The following is a 24,167-nucleotide window of genomic DNA, read 5'->3' as shown; positions in this document are numbered from 1 at the left end:
CGATTCGATGGGGATATGAATGAACGCTACGCCGCCTGCATCGCCTGCTTGGCAAAGCGGCCAATGTGGTACTGCTCGATCGGGGTGGTCGTGGCGCCGGTGTGGATCAGTTCCGCCATCACGTCGCCCACGCCCGGTCCCAACTGGAAGCCTTCGCCGGAGAAGCCGAACGCGTAATACAGGCCGGGCACGCGCGCGCTCGGCCCCATGGCCGGGCTGCTGTCTTCCATGTAACCCTCGATCCCGCTCCAGACGCGAATGATGTTCAGGTGATTGAACGCCGGCACCACGCGCGGCGCATTCTTCAGTTTGTACAGCGTTCTGTGCGGGTTCACGTAGGCGCGCCGGTTCTCCAGGTCCACCGGTTCGTGACCGCCGCCGCCGATGACGATGTTGCCGCGCGCAACCTGGCGGAAGAAGACGACTTGTTCGAACACGTCCGCGATCGCACCAATGGTCGGCCCGATGGCGTAAGGCACAGGTTCGGTGACGCACATCTGCGGCCCTTTGGCGATCATCGGCACCGGTTCGCCGAATTTGGCGCTGATGCGGTCGCCCCAGGCGCCGGCGGTGATGAGCGCCACGGGCGCACGGAAGGTCCGGTCATCGGCGGCGGTCATGCGGAAGTCCTCGCCATCCTTCTCGACACTCACGATCTCGGTGTTTTCGAACACCTGCGCGCCTTCGCGCACCGCTGCACGGCCGATAATAGGTGCCGCGAGACGGGGATTCGCGTGACCGTCGTGGGGGGCATAGCAACCCGCAGTAATTTCCGGCCCCAGATATGGAAAGCGTTCGCGCAGCGCTTTCGCACCCATCATTTGCATGTCCAGGCCGAAGTCCTTCGCATCCTGCGCATACTTTGCCATCCGTTCTTCGTGCGCCGGCGTGAAGCCGACGCGAAGATGGCCGTTCAGCAAGAGTTCGACATCGTCACCGAACAATTCCTTGAACTTCAGCCAGGTCTCGCGCGAGCGGTTTGCCAGCGGCAGTTGCTCGATCGGGCGGCCCATCCGGCGCACATTGCCGAAGTTGACGCCGCTGGCCTGCTGGCCGATCAATCCCCGCTCGAGCAGGATGACCGACATGCCGCGCTTGCGCAGGAAGAAAGCCGTGGCGGCCCCCATGATGCCGCCGCCGACGATGATGACATCTGCTTTCCGCGCGTTCATTCCACTTCCTCCCGCACCGCTATGGAGAGCGGTTTCACCGGCGCCTGGCCGCGCAGACGCCCCACCTGTTCCACCGGCACGCCGGCGGCATGCGCAATGACTTCCGCCCCCGCATGCCCGCAATACCGTCCCTGGCAACGTCCCATGCCGACGCGGCTGAAGGCCTTGGCCCGGTTGGCCTCGCAGGCGCCCATCTGGTTCACCACCCGGCGCAGCTCGCCGGCCGTAATCGCCTCGCAGCGGCACACGATTGCCTCGTCGGGCAGGCGTGCGGCCTGCTCGGCAGGCCAGGGGAAGGCTTCGACCAGGCCCTGGCGGAAGCGGTCCATCACTCCGCGTTCGCGGCGCAGGGCGTCGCGCTCGGCCTCGGGCACCGGTCGGCCCAGATCCTGCAGCAGCGCCCAGGCGGCGAGCTTTCCGGCGATCTCCGCGCCGTCGGCGCCGAGCACGCGGGCGCCGTCTCCGGCGAGATACACGCCGGGCACGGTGCTCCTGCCGTCCTGGTCGACGGCGGGCAGCCACTGGCGCGTCTCGGCATCGAAGCGGAACTCGCAACGTGCGAGGTCGGCGAGTTGCGTCTCGGGCCGCACGTGGTAGCCCAGCGCGACCGCGTCGCACGCCAGCTGGTGTGTCGAACCGTCCCGGCCGCGATAGGTGATCCCCGATACGCCATCTTCGGGCGAGCCGTGGATTTCCACCGGCTCGATGCCGGTCACGATCCGCACGCCAGCGCCGCGCAGGGTGCGCATCAGCGAGAGCCCGTTCACCAGCACCCGCGGGCGGGCCGCGAGCTTGGGCAGGGCGCGCACGCGCTTCCACAGGCTCGAGGTATCCAGTATCGCTTCCACGTGCGCGCCCGCCTTCACGTACTGGGCCGCCACCAGGTAGAGCAGGGGGCCCGTGCCGGCGAACACCACCCGGCGCCCGATGGCGCAGGCCTGGGACTTCAGCGCGATCTGCGCCGCGCCCAGGCTGTAGGTGCCCGCGCGATGCCAGCCCTTCACGGGCATGAGACGGTCGGTCGCGCCCGAGCACACCACCAGCGCGTCGAAGGGCAGCGCCTTCGACACCCTCGCAGAGACCGTGTACAACTGCCGGTCGAAGATGTTCCAGGCGAGCGTCTCGGGCCGGTAGTCGATCGACCCGCGCAGCGACTCGAAGGTCTGGTGCAGCGAGCGCGCGCGCTCGGCTTCCGTCCCGTACAGTGTGGGGTAGGAGCGGTTGAAGCCTTCCGGCTGGCGCCGGTAGATCTGGCCGCCGTCGCGGCGGCCTTCGTCCACCAGGATCGGCCTGATCCCCGCCGCGACCAGCACCTCGGCGCAGCGCACGCCGGCCGGTCCGGCGCCGACGATGATCACGCGACATTGACCCATGATGCCTCCGGTTGGCTGGTTAGGATCCGCATGCCTTCCTCGACCATCGTGGTGCACGAACGCAGCCGGTCGCCGGCCGCGGTCCACACCCAGCAGTCCTGGCATGCCCCCATCAGGCAGAAGCCCGCGCGCCTGCCCCCGCCGAACTCGCAGCTGCGCACGCTCGTGCCGTTGCTCAGAATGGCGACGAGCAGCGTGTCGCCCGCGAGGGCTTCGACGGGCTTGCCGTCTAGTTCGAAGCGCACAAGCGCACGGCTGGTTTCGGCGAGTCTCACGAATCGTCCCGTCATGCTGCTTCTCCTGTAACGAGTTTGAGTGCCCCCTGGGCGCGGACGAGCTCCTCCTCGGAGCGGTGGCAGAGGATGCTGCCGCCGCCGGCGAGCTGTCGCAGCGGTGGGGGGGTGGTGTTGCACAGCCCGTTCACCCGCAGGGAGCAGCGGTCGATGAACGGGCACAGGCCCGTCTGCGGCGAGAGGCCAGCGGCAAGGGCCGGCAGCGTCGCCGCCGTGCGTCCGGTCACCTCCTCCAGCCAGCCGCGGCGCAGCATCGGAATGGAGGTGTCCAGCAGGTGGGAGTAGGGGTGGAACGGCGGCTCCTGCCGCGCCTCGCGCTGACGCACCTCGACCTTGCGGCCCGCGTACAGCACCACGATCTCGTCGCAGATGGAGCGCACCGTGCCGAGGTCATGGCTGATGAACATGTAAGACACGTTGAGCTCGCGGCGCAGCTCCGCCATCAGTTCGAGGATCGCCGCGCCGACCACGGTATCCAGCGCCGACGTCACTTCGTCGCACAGGATCAAGTCGGGCTCGGCGGCGAGCGCGCGGGCGAGATTGATGCGCTGCTTCTGCCCGCCGGAAAGCTCGCCCGGACGGCGCTGCGCCACGCTTTGGGGCAGGCGCACCAGGTCGAGAAGTTCGGCCACGCGCTTTCGCCGCTGCTCGCGCGTCATGCCGTGATAGAACTTGAGCGGACGCGACAGGATGGCTTCGATCGAGTGCTGCGGATTGAGCGCGGTGTCCGCGTTCTGGAACACGTACTGGACGCGGCGGAACTGGTCGCGCGTGCGCCCTTCCAGCGTGGGCGCGAGCGCCTTGCCGTCGAGCAGGACGTGCCCTGCGGACGGCGCGACCAGGCCCGCGATGGCGCGCGCCAGAGTGGTTTTCCCGGAGCCGGACTCACCGATCACGCCCACGGTCGCCCCACGCCGGATCTGGAGGTTGATGTCCTGCAGGACCACCTTTCCGCCCCCGGCCTTTCCGTTGCCGAAGCGCACCTCGAGATCGCGCACGTCGAGGATGATGTCGTGCCGGTCTTGCCGCGAGCTCCCGGTCGCGGCGGCCCGGGAGGCAGGGTCCATCGCGGCCAGCAGGCTGCGGGTGTAGGGGTGAGCCGGGGCGGAGAGGATCTGCTCGGTGCGGCCGTTTTCCTGGATCTGGCCGTTTTGCAGCACGACGATGCGGTCGGCCATCTGCGCGACCACCGCCAGGTCGTGGGACACGTAGACCGCCGTGGTGCCGCGCTCGCGCACCACTTTCTTGAAGGCGCGAAGCACCTCGATCTGGGTGGTGACGTCGAGCGCAGTGGTGGGCTCGTCGAGGACGACCAGAGCCGGATCGGTGATGAGCGCCATCGCCGCCATCAGGCGCTGCAGCTGACCGCCGGAGACCTGGTGCGGATAGCGCGAGCCGATGCCTTCCGGATCGGGCAGAGCCAGCTCGCGGAAGAGCTGCACGGCCTTGGCCTCGGCCTGGCGGCGCGGCATCGTCTTGTGGATGAGCGCGCTCTCGATCACCTGGTCCATGATGGTCTTGGACGGGTTGAACGCTGCCGCCGCGCTCTGGGCAATGTAGGAGACGGTACGGCCGCGCAGTCGGGCCAGCCCGTCCTGGTCGAGCTTGAGTACGTCAACGTCGCCGATGCGCACCGATCCGCCCACGATCCGGCAGCCCTTGCGGGCGTAGCCCAGCAGCGACAGGGCGATGGTGGTCTTGCCCGAGCCGGACTCGCCGATGAGCGCGAGCACCTCGCCCTTCTCCAGCGCGAAATCCGCGCCGTGCACGATGGCTACGTCTTCACCCTGGGGGTTGCGGGCGGCGACCTGCAGGCCGCTGACTTTCACGATCTCATTCATGGTCAGACACCGTCCTTCTCGCGCTTGCCGCGCCCGCCGAGGCTGTCGATGAGCAGGGTCACGCCGATGGTGAGGGTCGCGATCGCGACCGCGGGGGCCAGCACTGCGGGGGCGCCTTCGCCCAGGCCCAGGATGTTCTCGCGCACGAGCGAGCCCCAGTCCGCGTCCGGCGGCTGCACGCCCAGCCCGAGGAAGCTCATCGCGGCGAGCAGCAGCACCACGTACACGAAGCGCATGCCAAAGTCGGTGAGCACCGGACGGAACATGTTGGGCAGGACCTCGATGAAGATGATGTAGGCCGTGCCTTCGCCGCGTGCGCGCGCCGCCAGGATGAAGTCCAGGGTCATCACATTGACAGCCAGGGCGCGCACGATCCGGTAGGAGCCCGGCGTGTAGGCCAGCGCGGCGGTGAGGATCAGCAGCGGCACCGAGGACCCGAAGGAGGCGACCATGATCAAGGCGAACATCTTGTTCGGGATCGCGATCAGCGCGTCCATGGTGCGGCTCAACACCTCGTCGACCCAGCGTCCCGCCTTGCCGCCGGTGCCGGCCGCAGCTCCGGTGAGGCCCAGGATGGTGCCCAACAGGCAGGCGCACACGGTGCCGGCCAGCGCCACGCCGATGGTGTAGGGAGCCCCGTGCAGCACCCGGCTCAGCATGTCGCGCCCGAGGTAGTCGGTTCCCAAGGGGTACGCACCGCTCAAGGCGCCGAAGGACTCGTCGCTGATCAGATCGTTCCCCGGGTGGGGGGCCACCGAGGGGCCCGCCACCGCCATCACCAGCCAGAAGCCCACGATGAAGAGGCCGATCAGCCCGGTGACGGACATCGTGCCGCGCCGGCTTCGTCGCTTTGCCGACTGCGCCTTGATCGAAGGCGCAATGGGGCGGCCGCCCTCGGGCGCCGCGGGAGTCATGGAAGGATTCATTTGCGCAGCCTCGGATTCGAAACGATTGCACTGACGTCGGCCACGAGGACCAGCACCATGTAACCCACACAGAACAGCATCGCGCAGGCCTGCACCAGGGGAATGTCGCGGCCGGAGACGGCGTCGAGCATCAGGGTTGCGATGCCGGGATAGTGGAAGATCGATTCGACGATGATCACCCCGCCGAGCAGGTAGGACAGGCTCAGGGCAACCGCGTTGGCGATCGGCCCGACCGCGTTCGGCAGCGCGTGGGTGAGCACCACGCGGACCGGCCGCGCGCCCTTGAGCATCGCCATCTCCACGTAGGGCGCGCTCAACTGGTCGATCACCGCCGCCCGGGTCATGCGCGCCATTTGCGCCACCAGCCCGCAGCACAAGGTCAGGACCGGCATCGCGTAGGCGCGCAGCATGTCGCCGAAGGAGTTGATCTCGGAGACGTGCGACAGCGCCGGCAGCCATTGCAGATGAACCGCGAAGAGCAGCACCGCGAGCGTGGCGATCAGGAACTCCGGTACCGAAACGGCGGAGACCGCAGCCATGTTCATGAGGCGATCGAAAAGCGAGCCGCGGAACATCGCCGACACGATGCCGATGGTCAGCGCCAGAGGTACTGCGGCCAGGGCGGCAATCGCCGCGAGCTTGAGGGTGTTGGGCAGGCGGCTGCCGATGAGGTCCGCGACCGGCAAGCCGTTCACCAGCGAGTTGCCAGGATCGCCGGTGACCAGCCCCCCCAGCCATTGGAGGTAGCGCAGGTGGGCCGGCTGGTCGAGCCCGAACGTGGCGCGCAGTGCCGCCACGGTCTCCGGGGTAGCCTCCTGGCCCAGGAGGGCCTGGGCGGCGTCGCCCGGCAAGAGCGCGGTGATCGTGAAAATCACGAGCGACACGATCAGCAGGGTCAGCACGCCGACGCCGAGCCGTTTCAGCACGAGTCTTGCAATGGTTCCATTCATGATTGGTCATCCATCAGTCGAGCGACCGGTGCGGCAGTACCGAACACGCGCACCGGCCATCTGCCCGTCACGCGTCGAGCCAGACGTGCTCGGCGAAATCAAAGCCCATGAGTCCGGCCAGGGGATGACTGCCATAACCCTTGAGCTTGTTCGTGAAACCGTCGATCGAGTTGATGAACATCGGAATCCCGACGCCGCACTGCTCATGCACGATCACCTGCATGTCGGCATACATCTGCTTGCGCTTGGCGTCATTGGTTTCACCGCGCGCCGCGTCCAGCAACTGGTCGAACTGCTCGTTCTTCCAGCCCGACACGTTCTGCGGCGAATTGGACTTGTAGAACAGCGTGAACATCAGGTCGACGGTCGGACGCGGGCTGATGTTGCCGAAGGACATCGGATGCTTTGCCCAGTGGTTCGACCAGTAGCCGTCCGCCGGCATGCGCTTGATGTCCAGGTTCAGGCCGGCCTTCTGCGCCGACAGCTGCAGGATCTGCGCCATGTCGACCGAACCGTTGGCTGCCGTCGATGCCACCATCGGCAGGGTCTGCCCGGCCATGCCGGCTTTCTGCAGGTGGAACTTGGCCTTGTCCAGGTCGAACGTGCGTTGCGGCAGGCCGGAAAAGTAAAAACGGTTCGAGGGCTGAACCGGCTGGTCGTTGCCGATGATGCCGAACCCGCGCATGGCCACCTTGAGCATCTGTTCGCGGTCCAGCATGTATTTCATCGCCAGCACGAAGTCGGGGTTCTTCACCGGCCCGAGATTGTCGCGCATGATGATGTCGGTGTAATGGCCGGTCTTCGATTCGAACAGCGTGTAGCCGGGAGCAGCCGATACGGTCGGCGCCGAGCGCGGGTTGATGGCATTGATCAGATGCACGTCGCCCGACAGCAGCGCGTTCACGCGTGCCGCCTCGTCAGGAATCGAGAAGTACTCGATCTCGTCAAGATAGGGCTTCCCCGGCTTCCAGTAGTCGTCATTGCGCACGCTGATCGAGCGCACGCCCGGCTTGAATTCCTTGCATTTGTACGGACCGGTGCCGATCGCTGTGGTGAAGTCGGTGGTGCCGTCCTTGATGATCGAGAAATGGGCGGTGCCCAGCAGTGCCGGCAGGTCGACGTTCGGTGAATTCAGCTTGATCTGCAGTTCGAGCGGGCCGGTCACCTTGATTTCCTCGAACTCTTCGGCCACCGCCCTGGCTTTGGAACCGGTGGCGGGATTCTTGTGGCGCAGCAGGGAATACACCACGTCGGCCGAGGTCAGCGGCTTGCCGTCATGGAAGCGGACATCCTTGCGCAACTTGACGGTCCACAGCGCCCCGTCCTTGGTGTTCATCGATTCGGCAAGCGCCATCTGGGGCGTAAGCTCGGTGTCGATGGTGGTCAGGCGGCTGTAGAACATGTAGTGGCGCACGCTGTCGGCGATGTTGCCGCCCTTGGCCGGATCGAGCGTGTCCGCGGTGGAACCGGCGCCGACGGCGACGCGGATCTTGCCGCCCTTCTTCGGCGTCTGGGCAAAGGCGGCACCCGTGTGCGTCAGCAGGCCGCCCGCCGTTGTGGCGAGGATGCCGCTTGCCATCAGCGCGCGCAGCACGTCGCGGCGCGACACGCCGCGGCCCAGGTCTTCGCTGACGCGCTCCACCAGATCCTGATGCGCGCCGAACTTTTCGTTTTTGTCTTTCATGACTTATCTCTCCTCCGAGGTACATCCCTGTCTCGCGAGCAGCCGGTTAGGGCGCAGATCGCCGTTTCCCGGGTCGCCGATGCGGTGCGAGCAATCCTTGAATGGTGGTGTTCTCTCTCCATTCTCCTTAGACGACGCGGTCAGTGAATCAGGTCCTGGAACCGGTAGTACGCCCCCACGAAGGGGAGAAACCAAGGCTTGCCGAAATGCCCGGGGATGGCCGGCCAGTCGAGCTCGCGCCAGGGGTTCGCCTCCGCCTTGCCGGCCATCACGTCGGCCATGATCTCGCCCATGTGCACCGACATCTGCACGCCGTGGCCGCTGTAGCCCATGGAGTAGAACATGCCGCCGTGCTGACCGGCGCGGGGCAGGCGATCGGCCGTCATGTCCACCATGCCGCCCCAGCAATAGTCGATGCGCGCATCGGCGAGCTCGGGGAAGATTGCCGCGAGGGTGGCCTGCAGGATGCGGCCGCTCTTCTGGTCCGAGCGCGGGTTCGACATGGCGAAGCGCGCCCGGCCGCCGAATACGAGCCGGTTGTCCGCGGTGGTGCGGAAGTAGTTGCCCACGTTTTTCGAGGTGACGTAGCCGCGGCGGTGGGGCACCAGGCGGTCGAGCAGGGCGGGATCCAGCGGCTCGGTGGTGATGATGAAGCTTCCCACCGAGACCATGCGGCGGCGGAACCAGCCGAAGGGTCCGACCGTGGAGTTGCCGCTCGCCAGGAGGACCTGGGTGGCGCGCACCGTGCCGCGAGCTGAACACACACGGTAGGTCCCGTCCACGAGGCGTTCGACCTCGGTCACCGCGGCCTGCTCAAGGATCCGCGCCCCATGCCGGGCGGCCGCTTCGGCGAGGCCGACGCCGAATTTCCCCATGTGCATCTGGGCGCTTGTCTTCTGCAGCAGGCCGCCGAAGAAGGCGTCGGTGCCCACCTCGTCGCGGATGCGCTCGGGCGGGATCATCTCCACCTGGGGATCCACCTCCCGGGCGAGCCGCTCACAGGCCCGCGCCAGCTTGCCGTAGTGCTCCGGCTTGGCGGCGAGCTTGAGCTTGCCGCATCGGACGAAGTCGCAGTCGATGCGCTCCCGTACGACGATGTCCTCGACGCTCTGCACCGCCGCCTCGTAGGCGCGGTAGTAGGCGCGGGCGCGCTCGGCGCCGATGCGGGCGGCGAGCGCGCCGTAGTCGTGGGCCAGCCCGCTGTTGCAGTGGCCGCCGTTGCGCCCCGAGGCCTCGCCGACCACCCGGCCGGCCTCGAACACCACCACCGAGGCGCCGCGCCGGGCGAGCGCCAGGGCGGAGGCGAGGCCGGTGAAGCCGCCGCCCACTATGGCCACATCGACACGCCCGGACACGGGCTCCCGCTCGCCGCGGGTGAAGAGAGGTGCCGTGTCGAGCCAATAGGATTCGAGTTTCATGATCTCTCCCGGTATCCGGGTCGTGTCGTGGAGCGTGCTCAGAGACCGACCAGGGCCGGCAGGCCGCCCAGGTCCTTGACCTCGTGCGCGCCCCAGACCGGCCAGCTCGGCTCATGGCCGCGGGCGACGAAGATGCGGTTCTTGATGCCCATGTCGTCCGCCGACAGGTGGTCGTAGCGCATGCTCGAGGATACGTGCAGGATGTCTTCCGGGTTGCAGCCCAGCTGTTCGATCATGTACTCGAAGGCCTGCAGGCGCGGCTTGTAGGCCTGGGCCTGCTGGGCGGTGTAGACGCGATGGAAGGGTGCGCCCAGCTTGTCGACGCTGGCCATGATCTGCTCGTCCATGGCGTTGGACAGGATCACAAGCTTGTATTCGGTGGCCAGGCGGGCAATGGCCGCGGGCACGTCCGGGTGCGGATTCCAGGTCGGCACGGCCTTGTAGAACTTCAGGCCTTCGTTGTCACGGTACTCGATACCCCAGCGCTTGCAGGTGCGCTCCACCGAATTGCACAGGAGCTGGTCGTACGGCCTCCAGTCGCCCATCACCTCGTCCAGGCGGTAGCGCGCGAAGTCTGTGGTGAACTGCGCCATGTTCTCGTGCGCGATGCGGTCGGCGAAGAGCTCGCGCGCCAGTTCGGCCATCTGGAAGTTGATCAGGGTGCCGTAGCAATCGAAGCTGATGTACTTGGGCCGCAGGCTGCTCATTTGTCTACTCCTGTATCGATCGGGGTTTTCTGCGTCGGGGTCTCGATGGGCCGGGACCCTCTGCGTTTATTGCTTCCGTGGAAGAATTACATCACTCCATGAATGTAGGTTCGTCCCGTTTTTGACCTCGGGCTGCGCACATTTGTTGGTATTGACTCGGCTCCGCAGCATGTTTTGCTGTGATTCGGAGGCGGCCGCCTCAATAGCCGCGGGACCGATCGATCACGTTCAGAAGCGGCTCGCCGCGCTGATGCCGGCGAAGGTTCTCCAGCAGGATCGGCGCGGCCGACTCGGGCTGGGTCATGCTCGCCACGTGGGGCGTCACGAGCACCCGCGGATGCATCCAGTAGGGATGCTCGGCCGGCAGGGGCTCGGGATCGGTCACGTCGAGGATCGCGCGGGAGAGCTGGCCTGAATTCAGCGCCTCGAGGAGATCCGCATCCACCAGGTGCGGGCCGCGGCCGACGTTGATCAGCGCCGCCCCGGCAGGCAGCGCCGCGAAGAGCTTGCGGTTCAGAATGCCCCGGGTCGTCGGGGTGAGCGGCAGCAGGCAGATCAGGACGTCGCAACCCTCGAGGAAAGGCTGCAGCTGATCGGAGCCGGCGAAGCTCTCCACGCCGTCCATCCGGCGCAGAGAGCGGTTCCAGCCGCGCAGCCGGAAACCGTAGGTCCACAGCCGCTCCAGAACGGCGCGGCCGAGGGAACCCATCCCCATGACGCCGATGCTGCGGGCCGAGGCGGGCGGCACTTCGAGGGGGTTCCAGACGCGTGCCCCCTTCGCCGCCACATAGTCGAAGAAGTCGCGGTGCAGAGCCAGGACGGCGAGGCTCACATATTCCACCATGCCGTTGATGATGCCGGGCTCGACCATCCTGACAACGGGAATGCGCGCCGGCACGGCGGAGAAGTCGACGTGATCGACCCCGGCTCCCGAAGAGAACAACACCTTTAGCCGGGGCAGGGTGGCGAGGAACTCGGCCGGCGCCTGCCACGCGATCAGGTATTCGACCTCGTCGAGCTTGCCGGCATCGGGCCAGACACGGAAGTCCAGGTCGGGAGCGTGCTCGGCAAAATAGCTCGCCCAGGCGGCCGCACGCGGTGCATCGGATCGATAGAGAATGCTCATGTTGATGTCCTACCAGCCTCCGACCCAGCCATCGAAGAGCCCTTCGGGGAGGGTTTCTTCATTGGCGCCCCGGAGGAAGTCGAAGTCGCAGCCGCGATGCGCCTGCTCGACGTGTTGGTTGTAGAGATTGCGGTATCCGCGCGTGTGCTTGGGCGCCGGAGGCTGCCACGCCTGGCGCCGGCGCTCGAGCTCTTCCGGGGCGACACAGAGCTCGAGGCGACGCGCGGGAACGTCGAGCTCGATGATGTCGCCGTCGCGCACCAGGGCGAGCGGACCTCCGACGGCTGCCTCGGGGGAGACGTGCAGCACGGCGGCGCCGTAGGCGGTACCGCTCATGCGCGCGTCCGAGATGCGGAGCATGTCGCGGACGCCCCGTGCCAGCAGGTGACACGGCAGGGGCAGCATGCCCCACTCGGGCATCGCCGCGCCCACCGGACCGGCGTTGCGCAGGATGAGCACGCTGTTCTCGTCGATGTCGAGCTCGGGATCGTCGATCCGGTCGGCGATGGTCTGGACGTCCTCGAAAACCACCGCACGGCCGCGATGGCGGAACAGCTTCGGGTCCGCGGCGCAGGCCTTCATCACCGCCCCGTCCGGCGCCAAGTTGCCCCTCACCACGACCAGCGTCTCGCCTGATCGCACCGGGTTGTCCAGCGGGCGGATCACGTCCGCATCGATGACCTCGGCCGTTTCGATGATCTCACCGATTGTGCATCCGTCGACGGTGCGTGCGTCCAGGTGCAAGAACGGCTTGAGGGTCTTGAGCAGGGCCGGCACGCCGCCCGCGGTCATGAGCCGCTCGGTCAGGTGCTCGCCGGCGGGCTGGACGTTGGCGATCAGCGGCACGCGTCGGCCGATCTCGTCGAAGCGGTCCAGGGTCAGCGGCACGCCGACGCGGCCGGCGAGCGCCAGCAGGTGAATGATGACGTTGGTCGATCCGCCCACCGCGCACAGGAGCGTGATCGCGTTGTCGAAGGCTCGCGCGTCAAGGATCTCGTTCGGGCGGGGACTACCTTTGGCGGCCATACGGACACTGCGGCGACCCACCTCGCGGGCGTAGAGATTGCGACGGCGGTCGACCGCCGGAATCAGGCTGCTGCCGGGCAGGGACACGCCCAGGGCCTCGCAGATGGTCGCCATCGAGGAGGCGGTACCCATCTCGGCGCAATGGCCCACCGTTCCCATTACACAACGCTCGAACGCGGCGAAGTCGCCTTCGGAGACCTTGCCGGCGCGCAACTGGTCCACCAGGCGCCAGACGCCGGTGGCGTTGGCCAGATCCCCGCCGGTCGCCGAACGGGGCGTGGCCGGGCCGCTGCCCAGGAAGATCAGCGGAACCCCGGCGCTCGCGGCACCCATCAACAGCCCCGGCTGGGTCTTGTCACATCCGCCGAGCAGTACCACCGCATCGAAGGGATAGGCGCGGATGCACTCCTCGGCCTCCATTGCGAGCAGGTTCCGGAATGGGAACGAGGTCGGCTTGATGATGTTCTCGCTGATCGACATCAGCGGAACTTCGAACGGGATGCCGCCCGCCTCGAGAATTCCCGTCCTGACCTCCTCCGCAAGGGCGCGAAGGTTGAGATTGCACGGATTGATGTCGGACCAGGTGTTGAGGATGCCCACGACGGGCCGTGTCATCAGGTCCTCGCGGCTCCATCCGGCTGCCGCCAGGGTCGAGCGGTGCACGAAGCCGGGCAGGTCGTCCTTGCGGAACCAACGTGCGCTTCGCAGCGGCCGGGTGGGTCCAGTTTTCTTGTCGCTCATACGTTTACCCCTGCAGTAACGATGGTCTCGCCCACGGGATCGATCTCGCGGGCGAGACGCTCACAGGCCCGCGCGAGCCTGTCTCGCACAGCGCTCAGAGACCGACCAGGGCGGGCAGGCCGCTCAGGTCCTTGATCTCGAGGCTGCCCCAGACCGGCCAGCTGGGCTCGTGGCCCCGCGCGACGAAGACCTTGTTCTTGATGCCGACGTCGTCCGCCGACAGGTGGTCGTAGCGCATGCTCGAGGACACGTGCAGGATGTCTTCCGGATTGCAGTCCAGTTGCTCGATCATGTACTCGAAGGCACGCAGGCGCGGCTTGTAGGCCTGGGCCTGCTGGGCGGTGTAGACGCGGTGGAAGGGTGCGCCCAGCTTGTCGACGCTGGCCTGGATCTGGGAGTCCATGGCGTTGGACAGGATCACCAGCTTGTACTCGGTGGCCAGGCGGGCCAGGGCCGCAGGCACGTCCGGATGGGGCTGCCAGGTCGGCACGGCCTTGTAGAACTTCAGGCCTTCGTTGTCACGGTACTCGATACCCCAGCGCTTGCAGGTGCGCTCCACCGAGTTGCACAGCAGTTCGTCGTACGGCCTCCAGTCGCCCATCACCTCGTCCAGGCGGTAGCGGGCGAAGTCGGTCGTGAACTGCGCCATGTTCTCGGGCGCGATACGGTCGGCGAAGAGCTCGCGCGCCAGTTCGGCCATCTGGAAGTTGATCAGGGTGCCGTAGCAATCGAAGCTGATGTACTTGGGCCGCAGGCTGCTCATTTCTCTACTCCTGTATCGATCGGGGTTTTCTGCGTCGGGGTCTCGATGGACCGGGGCGGTTGCACATTGCCGGAAGGTCTGGGGCTGCCAGGCCATCCGCGCTTATTGCTTCCGTGGACGAATTACATCACCCGACAATCGATCGCTCGTCCCAAATTCGGCCAGCCAGATCACACAACTGCTGGTATTGCAGAGGGAGCGCGGCACATTATGCTGAGCTCCGGAGTGGGCTCAGGCCGCGTCCGCGGCGAAGTCGATCAGCACGGTCTTGGTGCGCAGGTTCGCCTCGTAGGCGTAGCGCCCCAGGTCCTTGCCGATCCCCGAGCGTTTGTAGCCGCCGGTGGGCAGCGCGAAGTCCCAGCTGCGGCCGTAACGGTTGATCCACACGGTGCCTGCCTCCAGGCCACGAGCGAGACGCAGCGCGCGGTTGATGTCGGCGGTGTGCACGCCGGCGGCCAGGCCGTAGGAGGGGTGGGCGGCGAGCTGCATCGCCTCGGCCTCGTCATCGAAGGTCTGCACGGTCAGCACCGGCCCGAAGATCTCGTCGCGCACCGCGGCCATGCCCATGTCTACGTCGGCGAGGATGGTCGGCTGGTAGTACGCGCCGCCGCCATTCTCGGCAACGCTGCGCCCGCCGGTGAGGATCCGCCCGCCCTGGTCGACAGTCGTGCGCACGATCCCGTCGATGCGCTTCATTTCCCGCTCCGAGATGATCGGCGACAGCGTGGTGGAGGGCTCCCAGGTCGGCCCCGGCACCAGTTCGGCAAAGGCGCCCGCGATGCGCTCGATCAGTTCGTCGGCGATGGTCCGCTGCACGATGAGACGGGAGCCGGCGACGCATACCTGTCCGGCGTTGGTCGCGATGGCCTGTGCCACGCGGCGCGCGACCTTGTCCGCGTCGGCGATGTCGGCGAACACCAACTGCGGGCTCTTGCCGCCGAGTTCGAGCGTCACCGGCTTGGTGCCGCTTTCGGCGCACGCGGCCATGATGGCGGCGCCGGTGCGGGTGGAGCCGGTGAAGGTGACCTTCGACACGCGCGGATGGCGGCACAGCGCGTCGCCGACCCTGCCGTCGCCCTGCACGATGTTGAAGATGCCCGGCGGCATGCCGGCGGCGATCGCTAGCTCGGCCAGGCGCACGATGGAGAAGGGCGTCATCTCGGAAGGCTTGAGCACCACCGCGTTGCCGGCGGCGAGCGCCGGAGCGATCTTCCAGGACGCCATCACCAGCGGGAAATTCCACGGGGCGATGGCCCCGATCACGCCGTAGGGCTCTGTCACCGTCATGCCGAGGTGGTCGCGCTGGGTCGGGACCACCTCGCCGCCGCACTTGTCGGCGAACTCGGCGAAGAAGCGGATGCCCTCGGCGCAGAACGGCACGTCCCAATGCGTGGCATTCTGGATGGGGCGGGTGGAGCCCACCGCTTCGAGGGGGGCGAGGGTGGCCACGTCGGCCTCGACGAGGTCTGCCCAGCGATGCAGGACGCGGGCCCGGTCGCGCGGGGCGCGGCTTGCCCAGTCGCTCTCCTTGAAGGCGCGCCACGCGTTCTCCACTGCCTGGTCCACCAGGTCGGCGTCTGCCAGTGGCAGCGCCGCGTAGACCGCGCCGTCGGACGGGCGGCGAACGTCCAGGGTTTCGCGGGCGCCGCCCACGGTGCGGCCCCCGATGAAGTGTGTGCTCGGCACGGCAATCTTAGCGGGATCAAATCGGTCCATTTCGATTCCTTCAGGTGATCATGTCGTCGATCGCCCGCTGCGGAGAGCCGGCTCTCGTTCCCGCATCGATGATAGGAGCTGCTGCCGAGCAGCATATGTCGAGTCCGTGCGGGGCTGCGGCACGAAGTTCTCTTGTTCCGCTTCCTGTGGACGATCCTGCCGAATTGCTGCAAACGGCAAGAACGTCCTATCAATCCCGCCCGCCGCCTGCGACATTAAGCCGACCCTTGAAGGAGGCTTTCATGACGACTCCGACCACTGAACTCCAGATTGAATACCGGCGCATGGGCGAGGGCGATCTGCCCGCCGCCCACGCGCTTTCGCAGGCCGTGCGCTGGCCCCATCGGCTCGAGGACTGGCGGTTCGTCCATCGCCTCGGGACGGGATTCGTGGCCGAGTGCGAGGGTACGATCGTCGGCACCGCCTCGTGCTGGGCCTATGGCGGCGACCACGGCTCCCTCGGCATGGTGATCGTCTCGCCGGACGCGCAGGGCAAGGGCATCGGGCGCGAGCTGATGACCCGGGTGCTCCGGGAGCTGGGCGAGCGCACCACGATGCTCATCGCCACGCCCGCCGGCCAGCCGCTCTACGAGAGCCTCGGCTTCGTCGCGACCGGTCGAATTCACCAGCACCAGGGGACGGTGTTCGAGCCGGTGATGGCTGTGCCGCCGGCGGGCGAGCGCATCCGCCCGATCGGCGCGAGCGATGGACCCAAGCTGGCCCGGCTTGCGAGCCGGGCGCTCGGCATGCCGCGGGCCACCGTGCTCGACGAGTTGCGCAAGGTGTCCGACGGTGTGGTGCTCGACAGCGGTGGCGAGCCGGCCGGCTTCGCCTTCTGCCGCCGGTTTGGCCGCGGCTACGCGATCGGACCGGTGGTCGCCCCCGACACGGAACGGGCCAAGGCCCTCATCGCCCACTGGATCGGCGTCCGCGCCGGTTCCTTCGTGCGCATCGACGTGCATGAATCCGGCGGCCTCAGCCCCTGGGTGGCCGAGATGGGGCTCGACCGGGTCGACGGCGGGATCATCATGGTACGGGGCGAGCCGCCCCACGTGGACGAGGGCATGCGCCAGTTCGCCATCATCAACCAGGCGCTGTGCTGAAGGATCGCTGAGCGACTCGATGAGCTTTCTCTACAAGTCCGAACCGGAACGCGGGGCGGTCTGGGCGAGGCTGTTCGCCGAGCGCGCACCCGACGTCGAGTTCCGCATCTGGCCGGACATCGGCGACCCGTCTGCGGTGCGTTATCTCGCCGCGTGGGAGCCGCCGGAGAATCTGGCGGAAACCTGCCCGAACCTGGAGCTCGTGTTCTCGGTGGGTGCCGGCGTGGACCAGTTCGACTTCTCGCGCATTCCCCCGGGGGTGCCGGTGGTGCGCATGATCGAATCGGGGCTCGTGGCCGGCATGGTGGAGTACGCGACGCTCGCCGTGCTGGCAGCCCATCGCGACTGGCCGACCTACGCCGCCCAGCAGCGCGAGGGCGTGTGGAACCCGCTCCGGGTGCGCACCGCGGGCTCGCGCCGGGTCGGCGTGCTGGGCATGGGCGTGCTGGGCCAGGCGGTGCTCACGTCGCTGCAAGCCTTCGGCTTCCAGTGTGCGGGCTGGGGCCGGACGCCGCGCGAGCTGCCGGGGGTGGAGAGCTTCGCCGGTGAGGAGGGGCTGGACGCTTTCCTGGCACGCACCGACATCCTCGTCTGCCTGCTGCCGCTCACGACGGCGACGCGGGGCATTCTTTCTCGCGCGCTCTTCGACAGGCTGCCGCCGGGGGCCGCGCTGGTGAACGTGGGGCGGGGCGGCCACCTGGTGGAGCAGGACCTGCTGGACGCCCTGGACAGCGGACGCCTGTCCGCGGCGATCCTCGACGTCTTCGACACCGAGCCCCTGGCGGCGGGCCACCCCTTCTGGCGCCACCCGCGCATCATGGTCACGCCCCACATCGCGAGCATGACCCAGGCCGAGACTTCTGCGGAGGCGGTGCTGGAGAACCTCCGCCGGCACCGGGTGGGGCTGCCCCTGATCGGGCTGGTGGACCGGAGCCGGGGCTATTGAGCGCGGGCCGTCCGGCCCGCGTCCCCGATTCCGCTGCGCTCCATCCGGGCTACAAGAAATCGGAACTCCAAACCACATCCTCCCTGCATGAAGAGCGGGAAAATACGCCACCGCCTTCTGGCGCTGGCCGGGCTGCTGATCGGCTTCGTGGCGCTGTGCGCCGGGATCGGCCATCTCGGTATGAGCTCGACCGTGCAGGGCCTCGAGCGGGTGTGCCTGGACAGGTGGGCGGATCAGGGATGCACAGGATGCGGGAAGCCGCCGAGGAGTTCGAGCGCATTGACCGGGTGATGGAGGACAGCGCGCAGCGCATTGGTGGCGGACGAGGTGCGTAAGCTCGTGGAACGCACGTCGGGGGCCACCGGCGAGATCGTCGCTCTCGTCACGACGATGCAGGAAGGCATTCGTGGTACCCGCGAGCAGATGGGTGCGGCCTGCGCCCAGGTGGCGCAGGCGGTGGCCGAAACCTCCGACACGCAGAAGGAGGTCGGCGTGGCGGCGCACGATCTGCGCGAGCTCGCGACAGCTGAGCTCGATGGTGGCGCGCTTCTCCCTCTGAGCGGCTCGGCGCCGGGCAGCCGCCCGGCGCTTGCGTCCGCGGTCACGGCGGGAAAGGGGCTCGGCACGATCTGCCGAATCTGCGCCGTCTTCGAGATATCCGCGCACCATGCTCGCCATCGTCGGAATCTACCGCCGCGGGGCCCTGGCTACCATTAATACATCGCCAGAGTCTCTGCCTCGCCCGCCGAACAGTGGGCCGCCGGTAAGCGGTTCTGGCCTCGTTCAGCCCGCCCGTCAACGAACCCTCGGCAGACAGACCATGCAAAGAGAAACCCTCGTCGCCCTCGACCGCGACCACCTGATCCACCCCGTCGTCAACTACCGCGCCCACGAGCGACGCGGTGTGGCCGTGCTTGAATCCGGCCGCGGCGCCTACCTCACGGACAACAACGGCAAGGAACTCCTCGACGCCTTCTCCGGCCTGTGGTGCGTAAACGTCGGCTACGGCCACGAGAGCATCGTGCGCGCGGCCGAAGAGCAGATGCGCCGCCTGCCCTACGCGACGGGCTACTTCCACTTCGGCTCCGAGCCGGCCATCCGGCTCGCGGCGAAGCTGGTGGAGCTCGCGCCGCCGTCGCTGCGCAAGGTGTACTTCACCCTGGGCGGTTCCGACGCCGTCGACTCCGCGATCCGCTTCATCGTCCATTACTACAACGCGCTGGGCAAGCCCGAGAAGAAGCACTTCATCACCATCGAGCGCGGCTACCACGGCTCGTCGGCGCAGGGGTCCGGTCTCACCGCGATCCCGGTCTTCCACCGAAACTTCGACGTGCCCCTGCCCAATCAGCACAAGATTCCGTCCCCCTATCCCTATCGCAATCCGGAGGGGTCGGATCCGGAGGCGATCATCCGCGCCTCGGTGGCGGCGCTGAAGGAGAAGGTGCTGGAGATCGGCCGCGACCGTGTGGCCGCCTTCTTCTGCGAGCCGGTGCAGGGCTCCGGCGGCGTCATCGTGCCGCCCAAGGGCTGGCTCAAGGCGATGCAGGAGGCCTGCCGCGAGCTCGGCATACTGTTCGCGGTGGATGAGGTGATCACCGGCTTCGGGCGGACCGGTCCGCTCTTCGCGTGCGAGGCGGAAGACGTCACCCCGGACGTGATGACCGTGGCCAAGGGCCTGACCGCCGGCTACGCGCCCATGGGCGCGGTACTGATGAGCGAGGCGATCTACCAGGGCATCGCCGAGGGGAGCGGCAACGATCTGCCGGTCGGCCACGGACACACCTATTCGGCGCACCCGGTGAGCGCGGCGGTGGCCCTGGAGGTGCTGCGGCTGTATCACGAGGGCGGCCTGCTGGAGAACGGCATCCGCCAGGCGCCGCGCTTCGAGCAGGGCCTGCAGGCGCTCCTCGACCATCCGCTGGTGGGCGATGCGCGCAGCCGCGGCCTGCTGGGGGCGCTGGAGCTGGTCGCCGACAAGGAGACCAAGGCGCGCTTCGATCCGGCTCTCAAGCTCGCCGACCGGATCTTCGACGCCGCCTACCGCAACGGCATCATCTTCCGCGCCTTCGGCGACAACGTGCTCGGTTTCGCCCCGGCTCTGTGCTACACCGGCGCCGACTTCGACCTGATGTTCGAGCGCGTCCGGCACACCCTGGACATGGTGCTCGAAATGCCGGGTGTGCGCGGCGCGCTGCGCTGAGACTGCGACACCACACCGCGGACCTTGGTCGTCCGTGGTGCGGTCTGCTACGATGAAAGTATTAGAAAACCGAATGGCGTGCGCTCCTCCGATGATGATGAACGGTGCCCCCAAGCTGGACCGTATCGATTTGCGCATCCTCAGCCATCTCCAGCGCAATGGGCGGACCCCCAATGTCGACCTCGCAGATGCCGTCGGCCTATCGCCCAGCCCCTGCCTGACCCGCGTCAAGCGCCTGGAGAAGGCGGGCTATATCACCGGCTACGGTGCGCACGTCCAGCTCGAGAAACTGGGTCCCGTGCAGATGGTGTTCACCCAGGTGACCCTGTCCGACCATCGCCGCGAAGACTTCATCAAGTTCGAGTCCTACATCCGAAACGTGGACGAGATCGTCGAGTGCCATCTGGTGAGCGGCGGTTTCGACTACCTGCTGAAGTTCGTGACCCGCAGCGTGGTGCACTATCAGAGCATCGTCGAGGCGCTGCTCGAGGCGCGGATCGGGATCGACAAGTACTTCAGCTTCATCGTGATCAAGTCGCCGATCTTGAAGGACTACTACCCGATCGAGAGGCTGCACGTCTCGCACGACTGATCCGCGGCGTCGGCTCGCGGCACAAGCTTTCGAACGCCCTGCCAAGAACGCTCGATCCTGCGATCGAGCACCCTGTTTACGAAAGTCCGCACCGTCGCCCGGTGGCTAAGATGAGGCCATCGCGGCGGTTTCCAGGCCGCGCCGAATTCGGGGCCGCACGTCTCCTCGCGGAGCGCCGCAGCCCCTCTCTCTCCACTCCGACAACGAGGCGCTTCGCATATGGATTCGTCATTCAGGATTGCCGTCATTCCCGGCGACGGCATTGGCAAGGAAGTGATTCCCGAGGGCTTGCGGGTGCTCGACCGCGCGGGCGAGCTGTTCGGCATCAAACTCGAGTACAAGCACATCGAGTGGGCGAGCTGCGACTATTACCTGCAGACCGGCAAGATGATGCCCGACGACTGGAAAGCCCAGCTCGCGGGCGTCGACGCGATCTACTTCGGCGCCGTCGGCTGGCCCGAGACGGTGCCCGACCACATCTCCCTGTGGGGCTCTCTGCTCAAGTTTCGGCGCGAGTTCGACCAGTACATCAACCTGCGTCCGGCGCGCCTTTTCGATGGCGTGCCGTGCCCGCTCGCCGGCCGCAGCGCCGGCGACATCGACATGCTGATCGTGCGCGAGAACACCGAGGGTGAGTACACCGCGGTCGGCGGCACCATGTTCGAGGGCACCGAGCGCGAGGTGGTGATGCAGCAGTCCGTCTTCACCCGGCACGGCGCCGACCGCGTGCTGCGCTTCGCCTTCGAGCAGGCCCGCCAACGCGCGCGCAAGCACGTGACCGTGGCGACCAAGAGCAACGGCGTGGCGGTGAGCATGCCCTGGTGGGACGGTCGCGCGGCCGTGATGGCCCAGCAGTTCCCCGAGGTGAGCTGGGACAAGCAGCACATCGATGCCCTGTGCGCCCGCTTCGTGCTGCAGCCGCAGCGCTTCGACGTGGTAGTCGCGACCAACCTGTTCGGCGACATCATCTCGGACCTCGGGCCCGCCTGCACCGGCACCTTGGGCCTCGCGCCTTCGGCTAACCTGAACCCGGAGCGCCGCTTCCCCTCGCTCTTCGAGCCGGTGCACGGCTCCGCCCCCGACATCTACGGCAAGAACATCGCCAACCCCATCGGCGCGATCTGGTCGGGCGCGATGATGCTCGACTTCCTCGCCAACGGCGAAGGCGCGGGCCGGCGCGCCCACGACGCGATCCTCGCCGCAATCCAGAAAGTCTTGAAGGACGGGCCGCGCACTGGCGACCTGGGCGGCAAGGCCTCGACCACCGAGATGGGGCAGGCGATCGCCGCCGCCCTGGAGGCGCGGGCCGACTGAGCCCGCCGGCAATCGCGCACTTGGACACGATCATGCAGACATCCAAGCAGACCGCCGGGCCGGCACCCGGCGAGCACTATCCGATCGAGCTCGAATTCCCCGACATCCGCGCCTTCGCCGAAGGCAACACGGGCATTCCCTATGTCTACACCTTCGACAGCGCCGTGCCCGGCCCGCATGTGATGGTGAACGCGCTCACCCACGGCAACGAGGTGTGCGGTGCGATCGTGGTGAAGGAGCTCCTGGAGCTCGGCATCCGCCCCCGCCGCGGGCGCCTCACCCTGGCCTTCGCCAACGTCGCCGCCTACGAGCGCTTCGATCCGGCCAATCCCGACGCCTCGCGCTTCGTCGATCAGGACCTCAACCGGGTATGGACCGCGGCCATCCTCGACGATCTGTCGCGCGATTCGGTCGAATTGCGCCGGGCACGCGAGATGCGCCAGGTGATCGACCAGGTGGACTTCCTCCTCGACCTGCATTCGATGCACGAGCGCAGTGCTCCGCTCTCGGTGTGCGGACTGCTCGACAAGGGGATCGCTCTCGCGTGCGACCTCGGCGCTCCGGAATGGGTGATCAGCGACGAAGGTCACCCGGAGGGGCGCCGCATGCGCGACTATGCAGGCTTTGGGGATCCGGAAAGCCCGAAGAACGCGCTGCTCGTGGAATGCGGGCAGCATTGGGAGGCTCGCGCGGCCGATGTCGGACGGGAAGTGACCGGTGCTTTTCTCGTCCTGCATGGCGTCGTGGATGGGGCCGACCTGCCGCGCGGCTGGCTGCGCAGGCCCGAGAACACGCAAAGATTGGTGCGGGTCACCGAGCCGGTCGTCGCATCGAGTCCCGACTTCCGCTTCGCCGGCAACTACACGGGCCTCGAAACGTTCCCGGATGCGGGAACCATTATCGCCTGGTGCGATGGTAAGCCGGTGCGCACGCCCTATCCGAACTGCGTGCTGGTGATGCCATCGCTTCGGCAGCTGCGCCCTGGGGTCACTGTCGTTCGCCTCGGAGAGTTGGTGGGGCACACATGGGCGAGATACACCTAGACTTATAGTCAGCCTAGCAGCTCATGTCCGCCGTCTCGAAAAGTGGGTGGCTCCGAGGCGCGATCGGAGGTGAGATTCCTTCCTTGATGTTCCGGACTGCGGTGCTAGACAGACACAACATCGACAGGGATTGCTGCCCACATCGCATAGTTGGGATGAGCCGAGGACACGTGGATGCCATGCGTGAGCTGGGGCGGATCTTTGCCCTTGCACAGTTACGTGCGAATGCACACTAGGGGGATAATGTCAAATTTCCGCGCTCGTCATCCAGGCAGGTCAAGATGCGAGAGTTTCACTCGTTCTTCCGGTCGTTGAATCGATCGTACGACGACTACGTGGGAATGCGAAATTTGTGGGGCAGCTCACTGCCCGCGGTCGGTCCGCGCACCACCGCCGATGGGATGCGGCCCGAGGCCGGCCGCTGATTTCGAATCGGTTTGGTAGGGAATCCGTGCGGGGTGCCAGGATCTTTCGTTCGATGTGTGTACATCCATGTATTTACAAAATGGCTCGCCTAGCCTAGTGTACACACATCGTACATCCGCGCAGGATGCTTGCCATGCACACCACACGTGCCTTCAAGAACGGCAATTCACAGGCCGTGCGTATCCCATCGGACCTGGCTTATGAACGCACCGACATCGAGCTGGAGATCGAACGCGTTGGCGACGAGTTGCGCATTCGGCCCGCTCGTCGGTCTCTCGCTGGTGTGATGGCCAAGTTTGCGAGGTTCTCCCCGGACTTCATGGCTGAAGGTCGCGGCGATCAGGAGCAAGCCGAAAGGGATGCCCTGTGATGGCGCGCTACATGCTCGACACCAACATGTGCATCTATCTGATGAAGAACCATCCCGAGGAGGTCGCTCGACGCTTCGCCGAGTGCTATGTGGGTGATGTCGTAATGTCAGCAATCACCTTTGCCGAACTTCAATACGGCGTAGCGGTGTCGGCCGATCCGGAGCGCGAGCGCGCCAATCTTGACGATCTCATCCAGGATATTCCCGTCATGCCGTTCGATGTCGAAGCGGCAATTGCCTATGGCCCGATCCGACTGGCCTCTCGCGAGAGCAAGAAGGATCATCTCGACAAGTTGATTGCAGCCCATGCTGTGGCGCTCGGCGTTGCGGTCGTCACCAACAACACGAGGGACTTCGCAAGGTACCCCGAAGTGATGACGGAGAACTGGCTGACGCAAATTGAACCGGAGCATTGAACCGCCTCGAGAGCTTCAACG

22 protein-coding genes are annotated in these 24,167 nt (G+C 66.8%); 9 read left to right on the top strand and 13 right to left on the bottom strand.

From position 1 onward, the window contains the following. Positions 1 to 26: 26 nt before the first annotated feature. The 13 genes from GPA27_RS06265 to GPA27_RS06205 form a co-directional block, all read right to left on the bottom strand. Positions 27 to 1,172: an NAD(P)/FAD-dependent oxidoreductase gene (locus GPA27_RS06265; protein WP_169138639.1), complete on the bottom strand. Its 1,146-nt coding sequence runs from the start codon at positions 1,170 to 1,172 to the stop codon at positions 27 to 29. Further along, positions 1,169 to 2,545 carry an FAD/NAD(P)-dependent oxidoreductase gene (locus GPA27_RS06260; protein WP_169138637.1) on the bottom strand — a complete coding sequence of 459 codons (1,377 nt, stop codon included), beginning with the start codon at positions 2,543 to 2,545 and terminating at the stop codon, positions 1,169 to 1,171. The genes GPA27_RS06265 and GPA27_RS06260 overlap by 4 nt, the downstream gene beginning before the upstream one ends. Continuing rightward, the gene (locus tag GPA27_RS06255) at positions 2,527 to 2,835 is read right to left on the bottom strand and encodes a (2Fe-2S)-binding protein (protein WP_169138635.1); all 309 of its coding nucleotides are present in this window, start codon (positions 2,833 to 2,835) and stop codon (positions 2,527 to 2,529) included. Before GPA27_RS06255 ends, GPA27_RS06260 begins: the two co-directional genes overlap by 19 nt. Continuing rightward, positions 2,832 to 4,679 carry an ABC transporter ATP-binding protein gene (locus tag GPA27_RS06250; protein ID WP_169138633.1) on the bottom strand — a complete coding sequence of 616 codons (1,848 nt, stop codon included), beginning with the start codon at positions 4,677 to 4,679 and terminating at the stop codon, positions 2,832 to 2,834. The genes GPA27_RS06255 and GPA27_RS06250 overlap by 4 nt, the downstream gene beginning before the upstream one ends. A 2-nt stretch (positions 4,680 to 4,681) precedes the next feature. Continuing rightward, positions 4,682 to 5,605 carry an ABC transporter permease gene (locus tag GPA27_RS06245; RefSeq protein WP_169138631.1) on the bottom strand — a complete coding sequence of 308 codons (924 nt, stop codon included), beginning with the start codon at positions 5,603 to 5,605 and terminating at the stop codon, positions 4,682 to 4,684. Continuing rightward, positions 5,602 to 6,555 (bottom strand): ABC transporter permease, encoded by a 954-nt coding sequence (locus GPA27_RS06240; RefSeq protein ID WP_169138629.1) that lies wholly within the window; start codon positions 6,553 to 6,555, stop codon positions 5,602 to 5,604. Before GPA27_RS06240 ends, GPA27_RS06245 begins: the two co-directional genes overlap by 4 nt. A 67-nt stretch (positions 6,556 to 6,622) precedes the next feature. Next, entirely contained in the window at positions 6,623 to 8,239 is a 1,617-nt protein-coding gene (locus GPA27_RS06235) for an ABC transporter substrate-binding protein (RefSeq protein WP_169138627.1), read from the bottom strand. A 140-nt stretch (positions 8,240 to 8,379) separates the two neighbouring features. Beyond that, positions 8,380 to 9,657 carry an NAD(P)/FAD-dependent oxidoreductase gene (locus GPA27_RS06230; protein WP_169138625.1) on the bottom strand — a complete coding sequence of 426 codons (1,278 nt, stop codon included), beginning with the start codon at positions 9,655 to 9,657 and terminating at the stop codon, positions 8,380 to 8,382. A 38-nt stretch (positions 9,658 to 9,695) separates the two neighbouring features. Further along, entirely contained in the window at positions 9,696 to 10,364 is a 669-nt protein-coding gene (locus tag GPA27_RS06225; RefSeq protein WP_169138623.1) for a haloacid dehalogenase type II, read from the bottom strand. A 199-nt stretch (positions 10,365 to 10,563) separates the two neighbouring features. Continuing rightward, complete coding sequence (locus GPA27_RS06220) at positions 10,564 to 11,490, bottom strand: 2-hydroxyacid dehydrogenase (protein ID WP_169138621.1); 927 nt, start codon at positions 11,488 to 11,490, stop codon at positions 10,564 to 10,566. Between the two features lie 9 nt (positions 11,491 to 11,499). Continuing rightward, on the bottom strand, positions 11,500 to 13,257 hold the full coding sequence (locus GPA27_RS06215; protein WP_169138619.1) for a dihydroxy-acid dehydratase: 1,758 nt from the start codon (positions 13,255 to 13,257) through the stop codon (positions 11,500 to 11,502). Positions 13,258 to 13,351: 94 nt separating this feature from the next. Next, positions 13,352 to 14,020, bottom strand: coding sequence for a haloacid dehalogenase type II (locus GPA27_RS06210; protein ID WP_169138617.1), 669 nt, complete (start codon positions 14,018 to 14,020; stop codon positions 13,352 to 13,354). Positions 14,021 to 14,251: 231 nt separating this feature from the next. Beyond that, on the bottom strand, positions 14,252 to 15,736 hold the full coding sequence (locus GPA27_RS06205; RefSeq protein ID WP_169138615.1) for an aldehyde dehydrogenase family protein: 1,485 nt from the start codon (positions 15,734 to 15,736) through the stop codon (positions 14,252 to 14,254). A gap of 242 nt (positions 15,737 to 15,978) precedes the next feature. On the opposite strand from GPA27_RS06205, the gene GPA27_RS06200 reads away from it, so the two are divergent. The 9 genes from GPA27_RS06200 to GPA27_RS06160 all read left to right on the top strand — a co-directional run bounded on the left by GPA27_RS06200 (position 15,979) and on the right by GPA27_RS06160 (position 24,146). Next, positions 15,979 to 16,839 (top strand): GNAT family N-acetyltransferase, encoded by an 861-nt coding sequence (locus GPA27_RS06200; RefSeq protein WP_169138612.1) that lies wholly within the window; start codon positions 15,979 to 15,981, stop codon positions 16,837 to 16,839. A gap of 19 nt (positions 16,840 to 16,858) precedes the next feature. Then, on the top strand, positions 16,859 to 17,785 hold the full coding sequence (locus tag GPA27_RS06195) for a 2-hydroxyacid dehydrogenase (RefSeq protein WP_169138610.1): 927 nt from the start codon (positions 16,859 to 16,861) through the stop codon (positions 17,783 to 17,785). A gap of 315 nt (positions 17,786 to 18,100) precedes the next feature. After that, complete coding sequence (locus GPA27_RS06190) at positions 18,101 to 18,502, top strand: hypothetical protein (protein WP_169138608.1); 402 nt, start codon at positions 18,101 to 18,103, stop codon at positions 18,500 to 18,502. Between the two features lie 103 nt (positions 18,503 to 18,605). Continuing rightward, on the top strand, positions 18,606 to 19,985 hold the full coding sequence (locus tag GPA27_RS06185; protein ID WP_169138606.1) for an aspartate aminotransferase family protein: 1,380 nt from the start codon (positions 18,606 to 18,608) through the stop codon (positions 19,983 to 19,985). A 73-nt stretch (positions 19,986 to 20,058) separates the two neighbouring features. Beyond that, a complete protein-coding gene (locus GPA27_RS06180) occupies positions 20,059 to 20,577 on the top strand; it encodes an Lrp/AsnC family transcriptional regulator (RefSeq protein ID WP_246260967.1) in 519 nt (172 codons plus the stop codon). Between the two features lie 219 nt (positions 20,578 to 20,796). Beyond that, positions 20,797 to 21,891, top strand: coding sequence for a tartrate dehydrogenase (locus tag GPA27_RS06175; protein ID WP_169138604.1), 1,095 nt, complete (start codon positions 20,797 to 20,799; stop codon positions 21,889 to 21,891). Positions 21,892 to 21,923: 32 nt separating this feature from the next. Then, entirely contained in the window at positions 21,924 to 22,934 is a 1,011-nt protein-coding gene (locus GPA27_RS06170) for a M14 family metallopeptidase (RefSeq protein ID WP_169138602.1), read from the top strand. Positions 22,935 to 23,493: 559 nt separating this feature from the next. Further along, on the top strand, positions 23,494 to 23,730 hold the full coding sequence (gene vapB, locus GPA27_RS06165) for a type II toxin-antitoxin system VapB family antitoxin (protein ID WP_169138600.1): 237 nt from the start codon (positions 23,494 to 23,496) through the stop codon (positions 23,728 to 23,730). Then, complete coding sequence (locus GPA27_RS06160; RefSeq protein ID WP_169138598.1) at positions 23,730 to 24,146, top strand: type II toxin-antitoxin system VapC family toxin; 417 nt, start codon at positions 23,730 to 23,732, stop codon at positions 24,144 to 24,146. The genes vapB and GPA27_RS06160 overlap by 1 nt, the downstream gene beginning before the upstream one ends. Positions 24,147 to 24,167 lie beyond the last annotated feature (21 nt).

Origin of the sequence: Aromatoleum toluolicum (genome assembly GCF_012911005.2) — a bacterium.
Classification (GTDB): domain Bacteria; phylum Pseudomonadota; class Gammaproteobacteria; order Burkholderiales; family Rhodocyclaceae; genus Aromatoleum; species Aromatoleum toluolicum.
The sequence above is the reverse complement of the archived record's forward strand: the minus strand, read 5'-3'. Positions and strand labels throughout refer to the sequence as shown.

What these genes read in the sequence shown, in the direction of transcription:
- GPA27_RS06250 (WP_169138633.1), bottom strand. Translation starts at nt 4,679, where the DNA reads ATGAATGAGATCGTGAAAGTCAGCGGCCTGCAGGTCGCCGCCCGCAAC.
- GPA27_RS06170 (WP_169138602.1), top strand. Translation starts at nt 21,924, where the DNA reads ATGCAGACATCCAAGCAGACCGCCGGGCCGGCACCCGGCGAGCACTAT.
- GPA27_RS06205 (WP_169138615.1), bottom strand. Translation starts at nt 15,736, where the DNA reads ATGGACCGATTTGATCCCGCTAAGATTGCCGTGCCGAGCACACACTTC.
- GPA27_RS06175 (WP_169138604.1), top strand. Translation starts at nt 20,797, where the DNA reads ATGGATTCGTCATTCAGGATTGCCGTCATTCCCGGCGACGGCATTGGC.
- GPA27_RS06255 (WP_169138635.1), bottom strand. Translation starts at nt 2,835, where the DNA reads ATGACGGGACGATTCGTGAGACTCGCCGAAACCAGCCGTGCGCTTGTG.
- GPA27_RS06195 (WP_169138610.1), top strand. Translation starts at nt 16,859, where the DNA reads ATGAGCTTTCTCTACAAGTCCGAACCGGAACGCGGGGCGGTCTGGGCG.
- GPA27_RS06185 (WP_169138606.1), top strand. Translation starts at nt 18,606, where the DNA reads ATGCAAAGAGAAACCCTCGTCGCCCTCGACCGCGACCACCTGATCCAC.
- GPA27_RS06220 (WP_169138621.1), bottom strand. Translation starts at nt 11,490, where the DNA reads ATGAGCATTCTCTATCGATCCGATGCACCGCGTGCGGCCGCCTGGGCG.
- GPA27_RS06215 (WP_169138619.1), bottom strand. Translation starts at nt 13,257, where the DNA reads ATGAGCGACAAGAAAACTGGACCCACCCGGCCGCTGCGAAGCGCACGT.
- GPA27_RS06240 (WP_169138629.1), bottom strand. Translation starts at nt 6,555, where the DNA reads ATGAATGGAACCATTGCAAGACTCGTGCTGAAACGGCTCGGCGTCGGC.
- GPA27_RS06180 (WP_246260967.1), top strand. Translation starts at nt 20,059, where the DNA reads ATGGCGTGCGCTCCTCCGATGATGATGAACGGTGCCCCCAAGCTGGAC.
- GPA27_RS06200 (WP_169138612.1), top strand. Translation starts at nt 15,979, where the DNA reads ATGACGACTCCGACCACTGAACTCCAGATTGAATACCGGCGCATGGGC.
- GPA27_RS06245 (WP_169138631.1), bottom strand. Translation starts at nt 5,605, where the DNA reads ATGAATCCTTCCATGACTCCCGCGGCGCCCGAGGGCGGCCGCCCCATT.
- vapB (WP_169138600.1), top strand. Translation starts at nt 23,494, where the DNA reads ATGCACACCACACGTGCCTTCAAGAACGGCAATTCACAGGCCGTGCGT.
- GPA27_RS06225 (WP_169138623.1), bottom strand. Translation starts at nt 10,364, where the DNA reads ATGAGCAGCCTGCGGCCCAAGTACATCAGCTTCGATTGCTACGGCACC.
- GPA27_RS06230 (WP_169138625.1), bottom strand. Translation starts at nt 9,657, where the DNA reads ATGAAACTCGAATCCTATTGGCTCGACACGGCACCTCTCTTCACCCGC.
- GPA27_RS06160 (WP_169138598.1), top strand. Translation starts at nt 23,730, where the DNA reads ATGGCGCGCTACATGCTCGACACCAACATGTGCATCTATCTGATGAAG.
- GPA27_RS06210 (WP_169138617.1), bottom strand. Translation starts at nt 14,020, where the DNA reads ATGAGCAGCCTGCGGCCCAAGTACATCAGCTTCGATTGCTACGGCACC.
- GPA27_RS06265 (WP_169138639.1), bottom strand. Translation starts at nt 1,172, where the DNA reads ATGAACGCGCGGAAAGCAGATGTCATCATCGTCGGCGGCGGCATCATG.
- GPA27_RS06260 (WP_169138637.1), bottom strand. Translation starts at nt 2,545, where the DNA reads ATGGGTCAATGTCGCGTGATCATCGTCGGCGCCGGACCGGCCGGCGTG.
- GPA27_RS06235 (WP_169138627.1), bottom strand. Translation starts at nt 8,239, where the DNA reads ATGAAAGACAAAAACGAAAAGTTCGGCGCGCATCAGGATCTGGTGGAG.